The sequence below is a fragment of the uncultured Chitinophaga sp. genome (assembly GCF_937898475.1).
Taxonomy (GTDB): domain Bacteria; phylum Bacteroidota; class Bacteroidia; order Chitinophagales; family Chitinophagaceae; genus Chitinophaga.
Genome location: NZ_CALEJS010000013.1, coordinates 146,586 through 163,133 on the forward strand (window position 1 = coordinate 146,586; position 16,548 = coordinate 163,133).

14 protein-coding genes are annotated in these 16,548 nt (G+C 49.4%); 8 read left to right on the plus strand and 6 right to left on the minus strand.

The window, feature by feature from the left end; translation table 11 throughout:
- Positions 1-4: 4 nt before the first annotated feature.
- The 3 genes from Q0577_RS06220 to Q0577_RS06230 all read right to left on the minus strand — a co-directional run bounded on the left by Q0577_RS06220 (position 5) and on the right by Q0577_RS06230 (position 4,467).
- Positions 5-1,384 carry a DUF5458 family protein gene (locus Q0577_RS06220; RefSeq protein ID WP_298733792.1) on the minus strand — a complete coding sequence of 460 codons (1,380 nt, stop codon included), beginning with the start codon at positions 1,382-1,384 and terminating at the stop codon, positions 5-7.
- A 55-nt stretch (positions 1,385-1,439) separates the two neighbouring features.
- A complete protein-coding gene (locus Q0577_RS06225; protein WP_298733794.1) occupies positions 1,440-1,889 on the minus strand; it encodes a hypothetical protein in 450 nt (149 codons plus the stop codon).
- Positions 1,890-1,998: 109 nt separating this feature from the next.
- Entirely contained in the window at positions 1,999-4,467 is a 2,469-nt protein-coding gene (locus tag Q0577_RS06230) for an ATP-dependent Clp protease ATP-binding subunit (RefSeq protein ID WP_298733796.1), read from the minus strand.
- A gap of 527 nt (positions 4,468-4,994) precedes the next feature.
- Between Q0577_RS06230 and tssD the strand changes: the two genes are divergently transcribed.
- Genes tssD through Q0577_RS06255 form a run of 5 tightly spaced genes read left to right on the plus strand, consistent with a single transcriptional unit; the run spans position 4,995 to position 9,296 of the window.
- A complete protein-coding gene (gene tssD / locus Q0577_RS06235; RefSeq protein WP_298733798.1) occupies positions 4,995-5,384 on the plus strand; it encodes a type VI secretion system tube protein TssD in 390 nt (129 codons plus the stop codon).
- A gap of 3 nt (positions 5,385-5,387) precedes the next feature.
- On the plus strand, positions 5,388-5,771 hold the full coding sequence (locus Q0577_RS06240; RefSeq protein WP_298733800.1) for a hypothetical protein: 384 nt from the start codon (positions 5,388-5,390) through the stop codon (positions 5,769-5,771).
- 21 nt (positions 5,772-5,792) lie between these two features.
- Entirely contained in the window at positions 5,793-7,616 is a 1,824-nt protein-coding gene (gene vgrG, locus Q0577_RS06245; protein ID WP_298733802.1) for a type VI secretion system Vgr family protein, read from the plus strand.
- A gap of 1 nt (position 7,617) precedes the next feature.
- Positions 7,618-8,985 (plus strand): hypothetical protein, encoded by a 1,368-nt coding sequence (locus Q0577_RS06250; RefSeq protein WP_298733804.1) that lies wholly within the window; start codon positions 7,618-7,620, stop codon positions 8,983-8,985.
- 41 nt (positions 8,986-9,026) lie between these two features.
- Complete coding sequence (locus Q0577_RS06255; protein ID WP_298733806.1) at positions 9,027-9,296, plus strand: hypothetical protein; 270 nt, start codon at positions 9,027-9,029, stop codon at positions 9,294-9,296.
- Positions 9,297-9,302: 6 nt separating this feature from the next.
- On the opposite strand, the gene Q0577_RS06260 is transcribed toward Q0577_RS06255, so the two are convergent.
- Positions 9,303-10,565, minus strand: a complete 1,263-nt coding sequence (locus Q0577_RS06260) for a PmoA family protein (protein ID WP_298733808.1) — start codon at positions 10,563-10,565, stop codon at positions 9,303-9,305.
- Positions 10,566-10,677: 112 nt separating this feature from the next.
- On the opposite strand from Q0577_RS06260, the gene Q0577_RS06265 reads away from it, so the two are divergent.
- Positions 10,678-10,947 (plus strand): hypothetical protein, encoded by a 270-nt coding sequence (locus Q0577_RS06265; protein WP_298733810.1) that lies wholly within the window; start codon positions 10,678-10,680, stop codon positions 10,945-10,947.
- 62 nt (positions 10,948-11,009) lie between these two features.
- Here Q0577_RS06265 and Q0577_RS06270 read toward each other — a convergent pair whose 3' ends face one another.
- A complete protein-coding gene (locus Q0577_RS06270) occupies positions 11,010-12,026 on the minus strand; it encodes a dipeptide epimerase (protein WP_298733812.1) in 1,017 nt (338 codons plus the stop codon).
- An 87-nt stretch (positions 12,027-12,113) separates the two neighbouring features.
- Positions 12,114-14,024: a molecular chaperone DnaK gene (gene dnaK / locus Q0577_RS06275; RefSeq protein ID WP_298733814.1), complete on the minus strand. Its 1,911-nt coding sequence runs from the start codon at positions 14,022-14,024 to the stop codon at positions 12,114-12,116.
- A 194-nt stretch (positions 14,025-14,218) separates the two neighbouring features.
- Between dnaK and Q0577_RS06280 the strand changes: the two genes are divergently transcribed.
- Both Q0577_RS06280 and Q0577_RS06285 read left to right on the plus strand, forming a co-directional pair.
- A complete protein-coding gene (locus Q0577_RS06280) occupies positions 14,219-15,565 on the plus strand; it encodes an OmpA family protein (RefSeq protein WP_298733815.1) in 1,347 nt (448 codons plus the stop codon).
- A 412-nt stretch (positions 15,566-15,977) separates the two neighbouring features.
- Positions 15,978-16,535 (plus strand): porin family protein, encoded by a 558-nt coding sequence (locus Q0577_RS06285; RefSeq protein WP_298733817.1) that lies wholly within the window; start codon positions 15,978-15,980, stop codon positions 16,533-16,535.
- Positions 16,536-16,548 lie beyond the last annotated feature (13 nt).

Genomic DNA, 16,548 nt, shown 5'->3' on the forward strand with positions numbered 1-16,548 from the left:
GATGTTATTTGTTATCCTGTTCGTATTCGGTTTCCCATTCATTCACATCTTCACCTTTATGGCCTTCCATTTTGATCAGGAAGTTCTTGGCCGGGAAATAAGGCTTGAGATGAATATCGAGGTGAATACGGTCTTTCTGTATCGGGTCCTGTTCAAAACGGCGGACGTTGAAATCCTCTATCAGTTTGTCCGGCCCGGTGATGCTGTCGAGGAAGCGGATAATCTGTTTCATGAGGTCTTTCCGCGTGTTGGCATTGAAGTTTTCAAATGCACGGCGGTTCAGGAAGTCCATCAGTACTTTGGTAACATAATCGAACACGCGCACAACGGAGTAGGTTTGCAAACCGATATTATCGCCGTTGAACAATGTTTTGGCGCTGAAGGCCATGACCTTGCCATACTCTTTCACCATGGGAACGAGGCCCAGTTTTTCGAGGCTGGCTATTTCACTTTTCTTCAGTTCAAATTTTACGCCGTCCACTTCATTCATACCGCCGAATTTCTTACCGGCGGTTACCTGCGACATGAGGGTTTTATAAATCTTGCCTGCCAGTGCGCCGGAAGGTGGTATGTACAGGTTATCGTCCTCTCCCACTTCATCAAATTTACCACGGCCTACCAGCCAGTTACAGGCCATGATCACATTGGAGCGGTGTATCTCACCACCGGTCAGATTAGCCTGCTCAAACATTTCCATTACATCATCCGGCGCATCCAGGTGCGAGAAGTCGGTGATGAGCATCACTTTACTGTTGTGCGCTATCTTGGCCCATTTCTCCAGCACTTTATTAGAACCCAGGTAACCCGGGATCACGAGCAGGCTGTAGTTGCCACGAAGGTCCAGCCTGTCGTAGTTCTGGATGATTTCCTGGTTGATGGCGTCAATAAAGCGGGTGTTATCCAGGTCTTTCAGCTGATCCAGCTCTACGTTGATGAACGCTACATTCTTTATCTTGTCTGATTCTGTGTTCTTGAAGAAGAGGGCTACGTTGCGGTAAGACTGTTCCAGTTCGCGGGTAGCTTCCACGGCTTCGGCAAGATTGGTATTCAGCACTTTTTCTGCCTGTTCTGCATGTTCAGCGCAGTAGTTCACCAGGTCATTGAGTTCTGCGTTGGTAGACAACACTTCTTCCCAGATCTTGAGTGATTTACGGAGATCGTCACGCTCGCCTTTCTTATTGGCTTCGGTGAGAAATATATTACGTCTTGCTTTACGTTCAGGATTGAGGTTCTGGGCGCCATCAATAGATGCTTCCAGCAGGTCAAATCCCCCGTATTTTGCCAGCGCTGCAATACTTTGTTCAAGGGATAATTCCTGCGGTTGTGCTGCAGGCTGACCGGCAGTTTGCAGCTCCTGCTGCTGGTTTTTTTGTAGTTCTGCCATAGCGATTGAATTATTCAATTACGAATTATCAAGGATGTGATGCGGTGCATCGCGGTTATTTATTTGCGTCAAGGTCTTTTAACATACCTCTGATAGCGCTTAACAGGGCCTGTCTTGCAGACGGGTCTGCCAACGCAGTTTTCAGGATCTTATTCGTCTTCAGGTGTTTCATGATCTTGATGAACTGCTCTTTCTCTGCTGCGAGGTCATCCAGGAATGGACTTTGAGCGGTGATACCTTTTACACCGAAGTCTCCCAGGTTATGGAACTGTAATGTTTCGGGCACGGTGCGGCCCTCTGCATCATGAAAGGTTACGGGTACGGAAGGCTTGTAGTGTGCAAAAACATCTTCTACCGAGGTTAAACCTTGTACTATTTCGGGCTTAACGGGCGTTTGCTGGGTTAACTTTTCAGCAAACAGGGTGCGGTTATGAGATATTTCAACAATGGCCTCATTGGCGTCGAGCTTTACCTCATTACCGCCAATTCCATAATTATCATTCATAAGAAACGGTTTTATTATTATTGATGGTTACCCTTGTTACAATTTAATCAATTTATCTAAAATAGTTTTCAGCCTTTAGTGATGATGGAAGCGGATGATGTATTAATGATTAAGCATTAACAACGGTCCATTTCAGTTCTCCCTGTTCATCCAGGTCAAGAGACACTTCCATATTCTTCTGCAATGCACCTTCGATGATCATACGTGATAACGGTTTGCGCAAACGGCTGCGGATCACTTCTTTCAACGGGCGTGCACCATATTGCGGCGAATATCCCAACCCGGCCAGATGCCGGCGTGCCGCATCAGACACCTGGAAGCTGATCTGCTGTTGTTTTAGCATTCGCAGCAGGTGCTGCAGGTGAATGTCAAATATCTTCACTACGTTCTCCTGCTGTATAGGACCAAAAGGCACAATCTCTGTCAGGCGGCCCAGGAATTCGGGCCTGAAGTACCGGGCCATGATCTCCATGAGCTGTTGCGCCGGAGGGATCACTCCATCACGGAAAGATTGTGCGATATGATCACTTCCTATATTAGAGGTGAACAGGATCAGTGCATTTGAGAAATCGCCGGTTTTGCCCAGGCGGTCATGCAGCTTTCCTTCGTCCATGATCTGCAGGAAAATATCGAACACAGAAGGGTGGGCCTTTTCAATCTCGTCAAACAATACTACTGCGTAGGGCTGCTGCCGTATTTTATTTACCAGCAAGCCTCCTTCTTCATAGCCCACATAACCTGGCGGGGCGCCGTACAGGAGGGCTGCAGAGTGCTCTTCCTTGAACTCAGACATATCAAAGCGGATCATGCAGCGCTCATCCTGAAACAAGAAGTCTGCCAAAGATTTTGCCAGCTCTGTTTTTCCCGTACCAGTGGGCCCCAGGAAAAAGAAGGAACCAATGGGCTGGCCGGGCCTGCTTAAGCCTGAGCGTGATTCGAGAATGGCCTCTGCTACTGTTTTCAGCGCATGGTCCTGTCCTACTACACGCCTGCGTAAATGAACGTCCATATTCACGAGCCGTTCTCTTTCCTGCGTCTGTATCTTGCCCAGCGGTATGCCGGTGGCTTCTGCAATGATGGTGGCGAGGTCAAGCGGCGTTACTTCATCCTGGTGGGTGGCGGCCAGTGACTGCAGTTGTGATAACACATCCTGCAAAGTATTTTTCAGCGTTGTTATATCTTCAATTTTGTAGAGATCCGCAGGATCCTGCAGGCGGCTGGTAAGTAATGCGCTCAGCCGCTGCATTAACTGCTGATGCAGCCATAGCAGTTCCTGTCGTGCGGCGGGCGCAGCTGTATCAATAGCATCCAGCTCCTGCTGCAATTGTTCCAGTACCTGGCTGCCGGTATCCTGCAGGGTGCGGATGGCCGCCATCGTACGGTCCAGCAGGTTAATGGCGCTATCAGGCAGGCTGCGTTCCTTGAGGTAGCGGCGGGAAAGGCGGATAGCCTCCTGCGTTACAGGCGACGCAAGTTTGAGGCGGTAATATGCTTCATAAGCGGGGATCACGGCCCCGATCATACGTGCTGCCAGCGCTTCGTCAGGCTCCGCCAATGATATTGTTTCAAAGCAATGGCGCAGCAGGCTGTCTGGTTCTATGAGCTTACGGAAACCTTCGGGTGTGCTGCTGCCAATCACAATGATCTCACCCTTCCCGATGGCGGCCTTTAGAATATTGGCGATACCGCCGCTGCCTGAGGCGGGTTGCTTATCCAGCAGCGTGTGCAGGTTATCTATGAACAAAATATGTCTGCCATTTTGCTTCAGCTGCTGAATAATCTGCAGGAGACGATCTTCCAGCTCATTCTTGTAAGCAGCCCCGGCAATAAAGGCGCCATAATCCAGCGCATAGATATCCGTTTGCTGCAGTAGCAGCGGCACCTGCTTTTGTACAATGGCGCGGGCAAGTCCGCCAGCGAGCGATGTTTTACCAACACCGCCTTCCCCTGTCACCAGTATGCTGGATCTGCCTTTGCGTGTAAGTATCTCCGTCATCATGCGGATCTCCGCATCGCGGCCTATCAGCGCATGTTGCGTTTCCAGCAGCTGCGGCTCGGTGAGGCGATATACATATTTCAGATTGAATGGCGTAAGTGTGGTTGCGCTGTGCTGACCATTGGTACCGGCTTGTTTTACCTTACCGTTATTATAGCGGGCCAGCAATTGATCGCGGGTAAAAGGAAATGTTTTCAGCTGCTCATACGAAAATCCTACCCCTGGTGTGCTGATGGCGATGAGCAGGCACCAGGCATCGGTAACATCCTGGTTCAGTTCCAGGTGAATGGCATCAGCTTCATGCAACACAGTGGCAGCCTGCTGATCAGGCCCCGGCTCATCTGGCAGGCGAGGTGATTTAGGCTGGCTATCCAGGCGTACATCTGCCCACTCTTCCATATAATATATATCCAGGTCCATGGATTGCAAAGCATTGGCCAGGCCTACTTCTTTATGCAGACATGCTTTCAGCAGGTGCGCAGGAGTGTACTGTGCATGATGATATTCTTTTGCGATTGCCTGGGCTATACGTATGGCAGCCTGCACTTCGGGTGTATAAGTAGTGTATGTTGCCAGGGTCATTGGATGATATACGGTTTTTCTAACTAATGATTAAATTATTCCATTCGTGGATCCATGCCTGCTGGCGATGGATGGGTCTTTTGTTACAATGCTGTATTATGGCAATAAAGATACGGTTAAAATGTATATATTATATTTTCAACACGGTGAAATAGGCTGTGGTGGCTGACGGATATATGATGTATGAAAGCGGTTCTCTTCTTTTACAATTTTCTTCACAAGACCGTCGTGCTCGCAAAATGTTATCAATCAACGAAGCAAATACTTACTTTATAAAAAGTAAAAATTCATTTATTCGTTAATGTTATAACTAATCGGCAAACATCTATTTTGTTAAATTACTTAAATCAGTTACTCACGTGTGCATAGTCGCTGAAAAAATACAATCCTGTATTTCTGAAGAATAGTTATTTTCGTAGCCGAACCATCATCCATTCAGACAACGCTTAAAAAGGACAAAAATGGAAAAACCTTAACCCGTCACCCGACACGAATATTATATCTGTACATTCTAAACCCAACATTATATGTCATTCATTGCAGAATTAGAAATAGACGGACAAACCCTGAACGTGCTGGAGTGCAATTACGGGTTTTCACAAGCTACTGATAACCTCGGCAAACCTTCCGCTATGCCCAGAGGCGGATCCATCTCACTGATACTTGAATCATCAAAGGACACTGATCTTGTACAATGGATGGTATCGCCCGATCAGAAAAAAGGCGGCACCATTACTTTTAAACGGCACGACTTTAATGCCCCCCTGCGGACGGTTGAGTTCTCAGACGCCATTTGCGTTCAGTTTCATGAAAGCTTTAACAGTTCAGGTGCAAGCCCCATGGTAACGCATATCGTTATCTCTGCAAGAGAAATGAAAATAGGCAGCGTTTCACATGTAAAGAACTGGGGAGAGTAATTTATGTATACGCTTACTGACAAACATTATTCAATTGCCTGGTTCATCCGGCAATGCCTGGAAAATGCTTTCCGGCAGCAAGACGGGAAGCCTGCACAACACCTGCAGCTGAACCAGGAGCTGACAAAGTTTACACTTAAGCTGCCTGCCTTTTTATACAATGCAGGTTATACCCCTGCTATCATAGCACCAGACAGCATTCATATAAAACAACAGGGCCTTATTGCTGACATCAGCATAGACCAGGTTGGCCAGTTCAGATATGATATCAGCACAAAACAGGTACATGCTTTAAACACTGTTCCGGATACAAAAGCAACACTGGCCATTCCTGATACAAAAACGCGCTGGCAAAAACGTAAGCACGTGTTGACATTTAATTTTTAACCCATCCACAATTATCATACTATGCAAACATTATCCTCCGGCATAGATAAATTCCTGCAGCAATCTGCTATCAGCATTGAAGGATATAACGGACCGGTAGAGTTCAAAGAAGTGGTCCTTGAGCAGGCGGTTAACAGTCATCATTACTTCAGCTTTTTCTGGCGGCCCGGCGGCGTGATCAGCGATATCAACTATCAGCGCCAGATCGTGGAAAGCTATATTGGCAAAAGCCTTTCCATCAGCTTTAACAGTTACCGCTTCCAGGGACTGATCACCAGCATTGGCGTAATAGACGAAGACGGCGCCACCAGGGGTTTTCATGTGGCCGGTGTAAGTCCTACTATTTTGCTGGATGATGTGCCGCAAAGCAGCTCCTATTACCAGCAGAACCTGCAGGCCATCCTGCAGGCATCTTTGAAAGATGCAGGCAGCGCCGTAAAAACGGAAATGGTGCCTGCCTATAAAAAACAGATACCGTATTGCGTACAGTATAATGAAACAGACTTTGATTTTGTGGCGCGCCTGGCTGCACGCTATGGCGAATGGATGTACTACGACGGCAGCAAGCTGGTGATAGGCGATATTCAGAAAAGCGATCTTAAGCTGGATAACAATGTAACGCTTCACAACCTGAAAATAGTGGCCTCTGTGAGCCCGCAGCGGGTAAACCTCGTTTCTTATGATGCACTCACCGCATCGCCGGTAAGTGAAAAAGCACAGCGCGCGGAAATTGGCAGCGATGCCTATATGCGTATATCAGCTGCTGCATCTGACGGTATCTTCTCTGCTGCTTCCAATAAACAGACCTTTATCAGTCATGGATATAACCAGGATGAACTGAAGCGCGCCAAAGAGCTGCAAACAAAAACCACTGCAACAGAATTTGTAAAAGTAAGCGGCGTAAGCCAGCTGCCTGTGGCGCCCGGTCAGCGTATTATCATAGCATCAGATAAAAGCCAGTCTGCCTACATCGTTACTGCCGCTAAACATTACGCAGATACGCCCGGCAACTATCAATGCTCATTTATGGCCGTACCCGGCGATGTAAAAGCACCGCCCTACAGCAATCCTCACCAGGTGCCCAAAGCAGAAATGCAAAGCGCTATTGTGAAGGATAATAACGATCCCGATAAACTGGGCCGGGTAAGAGTGCAGTTCTTCTGGCAGCAGCAAAGTGATATGAGCCCCTGGCTGCGACAGGCATCGCCTGCAGCGGGCGGTGGCACCGGTTTCCACTTTGTACCCGAAGTTGGAGAAGAAGTGGTGATAGGCTTTGAAGGCGGCAATGCAGAAATGCCCTTTGTGCTGGGCAGCAAGTTCAATGGAAAATCCAAAAGCGGGTATGGCGATCCGCAGAATAATGTGAAAGCCATTAAAACCCGTAGCGGCAATACCATTGCACTGGACGACGCCTCCGGCAGCATTACGGTTACAGACAAGAACGGCAGCCAGATGATGATGGACGGATCAGGTAACATCACGGTATCTTCACAAACACTGGTGACCGTAAAGACGGAAGACAAAATTGTAGTAGATGCGCCCAATAAAATAGAGTTCCTCTCCAAGGAAGTGCATATTAAGGGATCGGAAAAAGTGGTGATTGGAGAAGGCCCCGCACAGATCACGGTAGACAATGTAGGCAACAAGATCGAATCTGCTGCCGATAAGATCAAGCATACCGCCCAGACGCTGCACGAACTTTATTGCGACGCCAACTTCAAATTCAAAGCGGAACATTGTGAGGGCATTGGCAGTACTAAAATGGACTTCAGCAGTACCAGTGTAAAGATGACGGGCAGCACAACAACCGATATTGTAGGAGGAGCTTTGAACCTTAACTGTTAAAATGAACGAACATAATCCGATAGCGCTTGAACTGAATAAGATCCAGCGGGCCTGGTTAAAAGAGGTAAGCCCCCGGCCGGAGCAGCGCGTGGTAAGAATGATCATCAAACCGGAAGAAGCGCGTGTATACGAAGGATTCTGTAAACTGGAATCTTCTGCATTTGGACAACTGCCGGAAGTTTTTGTTACACATCTTACGGCTTTTGAGGATGAAGACACTTTCAGCGCAGCTATTATAAAAGACTGGCTGGAAACTTACGATAACAGCGAAAAGCTGATGGAGGACCTCCAGCAGCGCAACATTGCCTTTGCATGGAACCCGCAGGCATACCGCCAGGCGCTTGCCAATAATAATGGCGAGCCGCTGGATACTACCCTGTTGTGCATGCTGGACGATTTCCGGCAGGCATTGCCGCAGGAGGAAAAGCAACTGGTACTTGTTTTGTTACCCCGCCTGGTCAGTGATCTCAGGCATATGAAGCAATGGCTCATCGCATTGCTGAAAAAAGGTATACCCGCAGGCGTTAAGCTGCTGGTCTTTGATCATGCAGGTAATGAACAGTTAGCCATACACGAGCGGCAGTTTCCGGGACAGCTGCACGCCATGCATGTACCCATTGACCTGCACAAGGCCATCCAGAAATTGTCGCAAAGCGGCAATCCCAATGATCCGGAAATTGCCTTACGCAAATGCCTGTTTGAAATGGGTAAGGCCCTGCAGGCGAAAGATGTGAAGCTGCTACATGAATGGGGACAAAAAGCGCTTGACTGTACGCAGCGAAGCGGGAATAAAGGTTTATTTGCGACCACCCACATCATGTATGCAGGCATGCTTTTTTATTTTAAGAAAGATCCCGCGCTGCCCCAGCTGCTGGACCGCGGCATGCGTATTGCCAAACAAGGCTCACAACAGGGAGATAAAGCCTGCCTGCCGCTCCTGATCCAGTTTTACGGTTATCACGGCGCCTACGCACAATTGCGCAGACGATTTGATGAGGCTATTGACTGGTTCATCAAACAGGCCCGCGCAGCGCAGGAGCATCAGTTTAACCAGCAGGCGATGAATGGATGGTACCAGGCCGCGGAGCTGTGCAGACGTAAAGATACAGGGCGCTATTACAGCGTACTGGAAGAAGCCTACCTTGCTGGTCTGAACCTGCAGGATGAGGAGATCAGCACTTCCGTTTACATTTACCTGCTGCGCGATTATTACGATTATGTACACTCCAAAAAGATCCAGGAAAGGATCAATAATATAGATGAAAAAATGGGCCGGCTTTTCGGCGAAAACTGGAAAGAAGAGGTGGACCGTATCCGTAAAACCCGTGCGCCGTTAATGATGCCTCCGCAGACAATGGAGGAAGCCTGAAAATTAAGAAAGCAGCTTTTTACGCAGCAACTCATCGCCTTATGAAAAACCTCCACCATCCTCACAAGAATACTGATACCGCTTCCTGGGGCCAGGTAATATTGTCTGTTGCCGTGGCATTTATTGGCTTCGGATTTGCCATATTCCGCTATCTGCAGTTTTCCGGCCTGGCTGCCAACCTGCGCCTGAGCCGTATTGAGCGGCCCATTTACCGGCTGGCTGGTAAGTGGGGCATTATCACCGTATTTATTCTCATGGGCCTTACGGGCGTTTACTACACCATCAGGTATTACAGGCTGATGAGGAAATAAGCTGCTTTAGTGAGCAGCGGTTATTTTCAACACCGGCGGGTGGGCCAGGTCATTCCATATGGCGTCTGCTTCTGCCGGGGTAATATCATCGTTATAGATCAGTATGCGGTATTTTAGCGTGTACTCTTTCCCGTAAGTCAGCAACCAGGGTTTCATTTTAGTAGGGCTGAAATTGATGAACAGCTCTCCCCGCTCCATATTTTCGCCCCATACCCTTACAGGCTCGGGTGCATCAAAATTTTCCGGGTAACATAATACCAGCATACCTGTACGGCCTTTCGCCGTTTGTCCGGTTACCTTTATCCAGCGGGCACGCGTACTGTCTGCATCTTTACGGGTGCGCCCTTCAGAGGTCAGCACCTCGCTGGTGGCCGTGGTCCATTCTGTGGTAGCCCTGAAACCAAAGCCGCCGCCGTAACGGTATTGCAGCAGGTGTACAGCACTGTTGCCGGCGCAACTGAAAGTGGAGGTAAAATCCCAGAAACGGCGCGCGCCATTTGCCTGTGCGGGATAAGCGCGAACATCCAGCACTTCATTCATGGCTACCTTTTCCGGAGCCTGGCCATTTAGTACTACGTGTTCCTGCAAGGCTTTAAAGCCGCCCCATACAGGGCCTTCATTCCTGGAGAGAAAGCCGGTAAAGCGTACGGTGCCTTCTTTTTTATACAGGTTCCAGAAGTCTATTTCGCGCCCTTCAAATTCAGTATGCGTCCAGGGATTCCAGATGCCCACATGGTGCCAGTGGTCTTTCGGATGGATATGGGTGAGCACCGCCCCGTTGGGCGCCCATAAAGGATGTATGAACCCGCTGCGCTTAAATGCACTGTCAACACCTGCGGGTGGATATACCGTGGCATAGTTGTATTGCAGTATAGGCTGACTGCCCTGCTGTAATACCAGTGTGCCCTGCTTGTCTGTCGCCTGTATCAGCGCTGCATCCGCCGGGGCCTTATTACTTTGCACCAGTTCAAATGTTCTTTGTGTTCCGGCTGCGGTAATGCCTGAAAGTATCCACCACAGTTTACGGGTGTAGCCCTGCTCTACCTGGAAGGGGACGGTAATACGTTGTGCGCCTTTCACTTCTACCAGTGTAAAGGCGGAATCCGGCAAAGCCGTGAGGCCATCAAGGGCAACAGATATGGGCGTGTTCTCTCTTTTATAAGCGCCGGCTTCCACTGCAATGCGGGCCAGTTGCTGTGCATGAGTACTAAGCATATCAACAAAAAAGAAATGGAGGAACAGTAGTATGCTGACAAATAGTTTTTTCATCCGTGGATTTCTTTTTAAGGCTACACCGGGTTATAAATACGAAGTCCTTTAAAAATAGACAATCCCTGCGGGCTATGCAAACATAAAATAACGTAACTTGAATCAGTAACCCATGAAAGCACTGCATCATAACAAACAATCACCGGAGTACCTTGAATTAACGGGCAGGCTGGAGCTACGCACCTTTTACGCCAATACCAAACGTAGTTTCAGCGGTATTTACCTGGTTACTGAAAAGGCTGCCTACCTCATACGCCCCGCCCATATGCCGGCTGACGGGCATAATCCGTTGCAGGCGCTGTTAGGCAAGGTGATCACCGCAACGGGACAGTTGAAACATGAGGTGTTCCTGGCACAGCAGTTTTCAATTCTTAATGAATAATGAATAATTAAGAATTGCGGAGGAGGGACCAGCCGCCAGGTTGAGACACTAAATAATAATTGTTAATTATTAATCAGAACAGCCCCCGTTCCAGGGCGATCTGCATAAGCAATGCGGCCGTCGATGATCTTCACGCCGTCGGAGGTGTCTTCTGCTAAAAGGAGTGGTCCGTCCATATCAACGTAGTCGAGGTAAGGCAACAGGTGTGCGACAGCGGAGGTGCCAACGGTGCTTTCGTTCATGCTGCCGGTCATCACCTTCATGCCCAGATGTTTTGCGCTGGCGATCATCCTGCGGGCGGGTGTGATACCGCCACATTTGGTCAGCTTGATATTGATGCCGTGAAAATAACCGTGGCAGCGCTCTACATCGGCTTCTACGATACAGCTTTCATCGGCGATGAGAGGCAGGGCGGAACGTTCAAATACCTGTTGCATGCCTTCCCAATCGGCGGCAGGCATGGGTTGTTCAATGAACTCTACGCCCAGCTCACGAAAGGCGGCGGCATTGCGGAGGGTTTCCTCTACGCCCCAGGCGCAGTTGGCATCTACCCGGAAGATGGCAGCGGTGTGCCGCCGCAGCTCCTTTATAATGGCAATATCATCCGGGGTACCGAGTTTTATTTTATAGATGGGCCAGGGAAATTCTCTGAGCTTGTTCACCATATTTTCGATGGTGTCTATACCGATGGTATAGTCTGTAAGCGGGTTATGGCTGATATCAAGCCCCCATAGTTCATACAGCTTCTTACCCTGCATTTTTGCATAAAGATCGTGTGCGGCGAGGTCCAGGGCGCAGAGGGCAAACATATTATCGGCAAATAAGGGATACAGTTTTTCCCAGAAGGCTTCCGGGGTATCCAGCGTATAGGCTTCTATGATGCTGCGGTGTTGGTTAATAGCTTCCATGAGCCGGGGCACCGTCATATTATAATAGGAGTTATCGGCGGTTTCTCCCAGGCCGCTGTAACCATTTTGCCGCAGCTCTGCCACCAGTAGGGGCTGTACGTCCTTTGACTTACGGGATATGGTAAAGGTATGTCTGAATTTAAGTTCGAAAGGGTATAGTGCTAGCTCCATGTTAACAAAGTAAAAAAGAAAAAGCAAAAAAGAAAAAGGCGCGGAGAATGTCCGCGCCCTTTTTGTATACTTTACTGCTAGTTGTTGTTATTTCACTTCTTCAAACTCTGCATCGGTTACGCCACCTTCACCGGCGTTACCGGTACCCTGACCCTGTGGCTGGCCTTGCGGCTGTTCGCCGTTAGGCTGTGCACCCTGGGTAGCTTTGTACATCTCTTCTGAAGCAGCGGTCCATGCAGCATTCAGTTCTGCCACACCAGCATCGATCTGGGCAATGTCCTGTGCTTTATGTGCTTCTTTCAGTTTGTTAAGCGCCGTTTCAATAGTGGCTTTTTTGTCAGCAGACAGTTTGTCGCCATACTCCTTCAGCTGTTTTTCTGTCTGGAATACGAGGCTGTCTGCCTGGTTCACCTTTTCTATCTTTTCGCGTTGTTCCTTATCTGCAGCTTCGTTTGCCCTGGCTTCGGCCTTCATCTTTTCGATCTCGTCTTTGTTCAGACCGCTACCCGCTTCGATACGGATGTTCTGGGTCTTACCGGTGCCTTTATCCTTCGCGGTTACGTGCAGGATACCGTTGGCGTCAATATCGAAGATCACTTCGATCTGCGGAACGCCGCGGGGTGCGGGCGGAATATCTCCCAGCATGAAACGGCCGAGGGAACGGTTCTGGGCGGCTAAAGGCCTTTCACCCTGCAGTACATGTATTTCTACGCTGGGCTGGTTATCAGCAGCGGTAGAAAATGTTTCAGATTTCTTGGTAGGAATGGTGGTATTAGCTTCGATCAGCTTGGTGAACACACCACCCATTGTTTCGATACCCAGGGAAAGCGGCGTTACATCCAGCAGCAATACGTCTTTTACTTCACCGGTCAGTACACCACCCTGGATAGCAGCACCAATGGCCACTACTTCGTCAGGGTTTACGCCCCTGTTGGGTTTCTTGCCAAAGAATTTTTCTACCACTTCCTGTATCTTGGGGATACGGGTAGAACCACCTACCAGGATCACTTCGTTGATATCTGAAGTGCTTAAGCCTGCATCCTGGAGGGCTTTGCGGCAGGGTTCAAGGGTCCTTTCCACCAGGGTGTCGCTCAGCTGCTCAAACTTGGCGCGGCTCAGCTTCTTCACCAGGTGTTTGGGAACGCCATCCACTGCAGTGATATAAGGCAGGTTGATCTCTGTTTCTGAGGAAGAAGACAGCTCGATCTTCGCTTTTTCTGCAGCTTCTTTCAGGCGCTGCCATGCCATCGGATCTTTGTGGAGGTCAACAGCTTCGTCCTTTTTGAATTCGTCTGCCAGCCAGTCCATGATCACCTTATCGAAGTCGTCACCACCCAGGTGGGTATCACCGTTGGTAGATTTTACTTCAAACACACCATCGCCCAGTTCGAGGATGGAGATATCGAAGGTACCGCCACCGAGGTCAAACACGGCAATTTTGCTGTCATGATGTTTTTTATCCAGACCGTAAGCCAGCGCGGCTGCGGTAGGTTCGTTAATGATACGGCGCACATTCAGACCGGCTATTTCACCAGCTTCCTTGGTGGCCTGGCGCTGGGCATCATTAAAGTAAGCGGGCACCGTGATTACGGCCTCGTTCACTTCCTGACCCAGGTAATCTTCTGCTGTTTTCTTCATTTTCTGAAGGATCATGGCAGAGATCTCCTGCGGCGTATACAGCCTGCCATCTATATCTATACGGGTGGTGTTGTTATCTCCTTTAGCCACTTTGTAGCTCCAGTGGGGTATTTCATTGTTCACCTCATCATAGCGGCGTCCCATGAAACGCTTCACTGACATAATGGTGTTGATAGGGTTGGTGATAGCCTGGCGTTTGGCCGGGTCCCCTACCTTTCTTTCTCCGTTCTTTAAGAATGCCACTACAGAAGGGGTCGTACGGCGGCCCTCATCGTTGGCGATCACTACCGGCTCGTTGCCTTCCATTACCGCAACGCATGAGTTGGTAGTACCTAAGTCTATACCTATTATTTTTCCCATAGTAATTAAGATTCTCCTTTAGTTGTAGATTCTCGAGTATTTGCTAAAGGTTTGTCAATGATTATGCCAAGCAAAAATTTATGCAAATATGTCAGTTTCATGAACCAGGGCTGCTATTATTTGTTAATGGGTTACAGGATCATCCTTTGCCCACAGGGGCGGATAACCATATTGGTAACTTAACCTTTAAGTTCATGAAAAAGACCTTCCTATTATGGGCTACCGGGACGCTGGCCCTCGCAGCTCCCCTGAGCACCTCAGCCCAGACACCAAACAGCAGCAGTACTTCAGCGGGAATCTTCAACGGCCCCAAGGACTTCAAAACCTGGTCCATCGGCGTAAACGGGGGACTACTGGCACCTGTAGCAGCTACCGGCGGACAAAATGATTTTACGAAATGGAAAGCTTCTGCAGGGTATGGCGCTTATGTAAAATGGCAGCTACTGCATGCCCTTGGCATCAGGGCAGATTACGTTGGCGGTAAACTGCGGGCAGACAATTCAAAAGAGCTGGGTAATGATGAACTACCTTCCCGGCCATACGATGCTTATGAAACCAAGCTGAAATGGTCTGCCAGCCTCAGCGCAGTGGTAAATGTGGCCACTATCAACTGGCTGTACAAGCAGAACTTTGTACAGATCTATCTTATGGCCGGGGCGGGGTTGGCCGGCTATAACCCCGAACTGGAAAGAGGCGGCACCAAGACCGAGTATAAACCCAATGGCACTATCAAGGAGCTGATCATTCCCGTGGGCGGCGGCCTTAAGTTCAAACTGTCAGAAGTGGTGAACCTTGACCTGGGTTATACCATGCATTTCCTGGACGGGGATAACCTGGACGGCTATAACTACGGCGGCGGGCATGACAAGTATTCCTATGGTTATGCAGGCCTGGAATTCAGCCTGGGCCCCGGCACCAAACGGCAGCTGGCCTGGCACAACCCTGCCAAAGTGATGTATGATGAACTGGCAGCCCAGAAGGCAGCCCTGCAACAGGAGCTGGAAAGCACCCGCAGCACCAATGCCCGGCTTAGCGCAGATATGGACAAGGTGTTAAAGGATACGGATGGAGACGGCGTATCTGACTTCTTTGACAAATGCCCCGGCACCACCCAGGGCGTAAAAGTGGACGGCGGCGGCTGCGAGCTGCCAAAAGATACTACCCCCAGGACCGTTGTACAGCAGGTTACGGAAGAAGACCGGCGGCTGGTGCGCGATGCCATCCAGAACCTGGAATTTGCCACCGGCAAGGCGGATATCAAACCCAACTCCTACCCTTCCCTGAACCGGGTGGCAGAACTGCTGAAAACCAAGAATTTCAGCCTGAAACTGGCCGGGCATACGGATAATGTGGGCAGGGACGATAATAATATGCGCCTGTCTAAAGACCGGGCAGAATCAGTGAAACAATACCTGGTGAGCCAGGGGGCCAACCCGTCCAGGATAGAGGCGACAGGTTACGGCGAAACGCAGCCGATTGCCAGCAACAAGACAGCGGCAGGGCGGCAGAAGAACCGGAGAGTGGAATTTACCCTTTACTAGCCCGGTACGCCATACGTTTTTACCTGCGCTGGTGCGCTTTAATCTAAGCTTGTGTGCGCTTTTAATGCGGATAGCACGCAGGTCTCACTAAGCTCTCCCGTTAGAACAACGAGGAAAGGACTAAGATACCATGGGGAACCGGCGAGGAAAAGACTAAGGAACGACTAGGAACACATTAAACACCTGCGGCGAACAGACTAAGGAACGACTAAGGTTGCATGAGGCATTCCTTAGGAAAAGACTAAGTGCAGACAAGGGATTGACGAGGAAATAACGCGCAGATATACAAGGGCGCTCCTGGCAGGAGTGCCCTTTTTTTCCTCCCTCCACCGGCGGTAAGTGTACCCTCAATTCCATATATTATAAACCGGCATACTATTTGCTTCTGCTGAGTCCAATACATCTACATATTATGAAAAAATTATTCTTAACAGTGATCATTGCCGCGGGCGCTACCTTCGCAGCACAGGCACAGGACATCAGTTTTGGCGTAAAAGGCGGTCTGAACGTAGCCTCCATGACAGACGTTGATGCCAGCAGCAAAATTTCAGGTCATATTGGCGGTTTCGCTAACTTCAAATTCCAGAAAAGCTGGGCCATCCAGCCGGAGCTGCTGTTCTCGGGTCAGGGCGCCAGGGTGGATCTTCCCGGGGATGATCTCAAATATGCGCTGAGCTATATCAACATCCCGGTGCTTTTCCAGTATTATTTCCTGCCTGAATTTTATGCAGAGGCGGGTCCTCAGCTAGGCATCCTGGCAAGTTCAAGGGTTAAAAGAGGCGGTGTCAGCGAAGATGTTGACGGCTTCAAATCGGTAGACATCGGCAGCGCGATCGGCGTAGGATACAAATTCCCGATCAACGTAGGCGTGTATGCCCGTTATACCTTTGGTTTCACTGACCTGATTGACGGCCTGGCTGATCCCAGGAACTCCGTTTTCCAGATAGGTGCGTCTTACACCTTTAAATAACTGATCCATCCGG

Excerpts from the sequence above, each read along its gene's own strand:
- tssD (WP_298733798.1), top strand. The coding sequence starts at position 4,995 with ATGTCATTCATTGCAGAATTAGAAATAGACGGACAAACCCTGAACGTG.
- Q0577_RS06270 (WP_298733812.1), bottom strand. The coding sequence starts at position 12,026 with ATGGAGCTAGCACTATACCCTTTCGAACTTAAATTCAGACATACCTTT.
- Q0577_RS06255 (WP_298733806.1), top strand. The coding sequence starts at position 9,027 with ATGAAAAACCTCCACCATCCTCACAAGAATACTGATACCGCTTCCTGG.
- Q0577_RS06220 (WP_298733792.1), bottom strand. The coding sequence starts at position 1,384 with ATGGCAGAACTACAAAAAAACCAGCAGCAGGAGCTGCAAACTGCCGGT.
- Q0577_RS06225 (WP_298733794.1), bottom strand. The coding sequence starts at position 1,889 with ATGAATGATAATTATGGAATTGGCGGTAATGAGGTAAAGCTCGACGCC.
- Q0577_RS06260 (WP_298733808.1), bottom strand. The coding sequence starts at position 10,565 with ATGAAAAAACTATTTGTCAGCATACTACTGTTCCTCCATTTCTTTTTT.
- Q0577_RS06240 (WP_298733800.1), top strand. The coding sequence starts at position 5,388 with ATGTATACGCTTACTGACAAACATTATTCAATTGCCTGGTTCATCCGG.
- Q0577_RS06230 (WP_298733796.1), bottom strand. The coding sequence starts at position 4,467 with ATGACCCTGGCAACATACACTACTTATACACCCGAAGTGCAGGCTGCC.
- Q0577_RS06250 (WP_298733804.1), top strand. The coding sequence starts at position 7,618 with ATGAACGAACATAATCCGATAGCGCTTGAACTGAATAAGATCCAGCGG.
- vgrG (WP_298733802.1), top strand. The coding sequence starts at position 5,793 with ATGCAAACATTATCCTCCGGCATAGATAAATTCCTGCAGCAATCTGCT.
- Q0577_RS06280 (WP_298733815.1), top strand. The coding sequence starts at position 14,219 with ATGAAAAAGACCTTCCTATTATGGGCTACCGGGACGCTGGCCCTCGCA.
- Q0577_RS06285 (WP_298733817.1), top strand. The coding sequence starts at position 15,978 with ATGAAAAAATTATTCTTAACAGTGATCATTGCCGCGGGCGCTACCTTC.
- Q0577_RS06265 (WP_298733810.1), top strand. The coding sequence starts at position 10,678 with ATGAAAGCACTGCATCATAACAAACAATCACCGGAGTACCTTGAATTA.
- dnaK (WP_298733814.1), bottom strand. The coding sequence starts at position 14,024 with ATGGGAAAAATAATAGGTATAGACTTAGGTACTACCAACTCATGCGTT.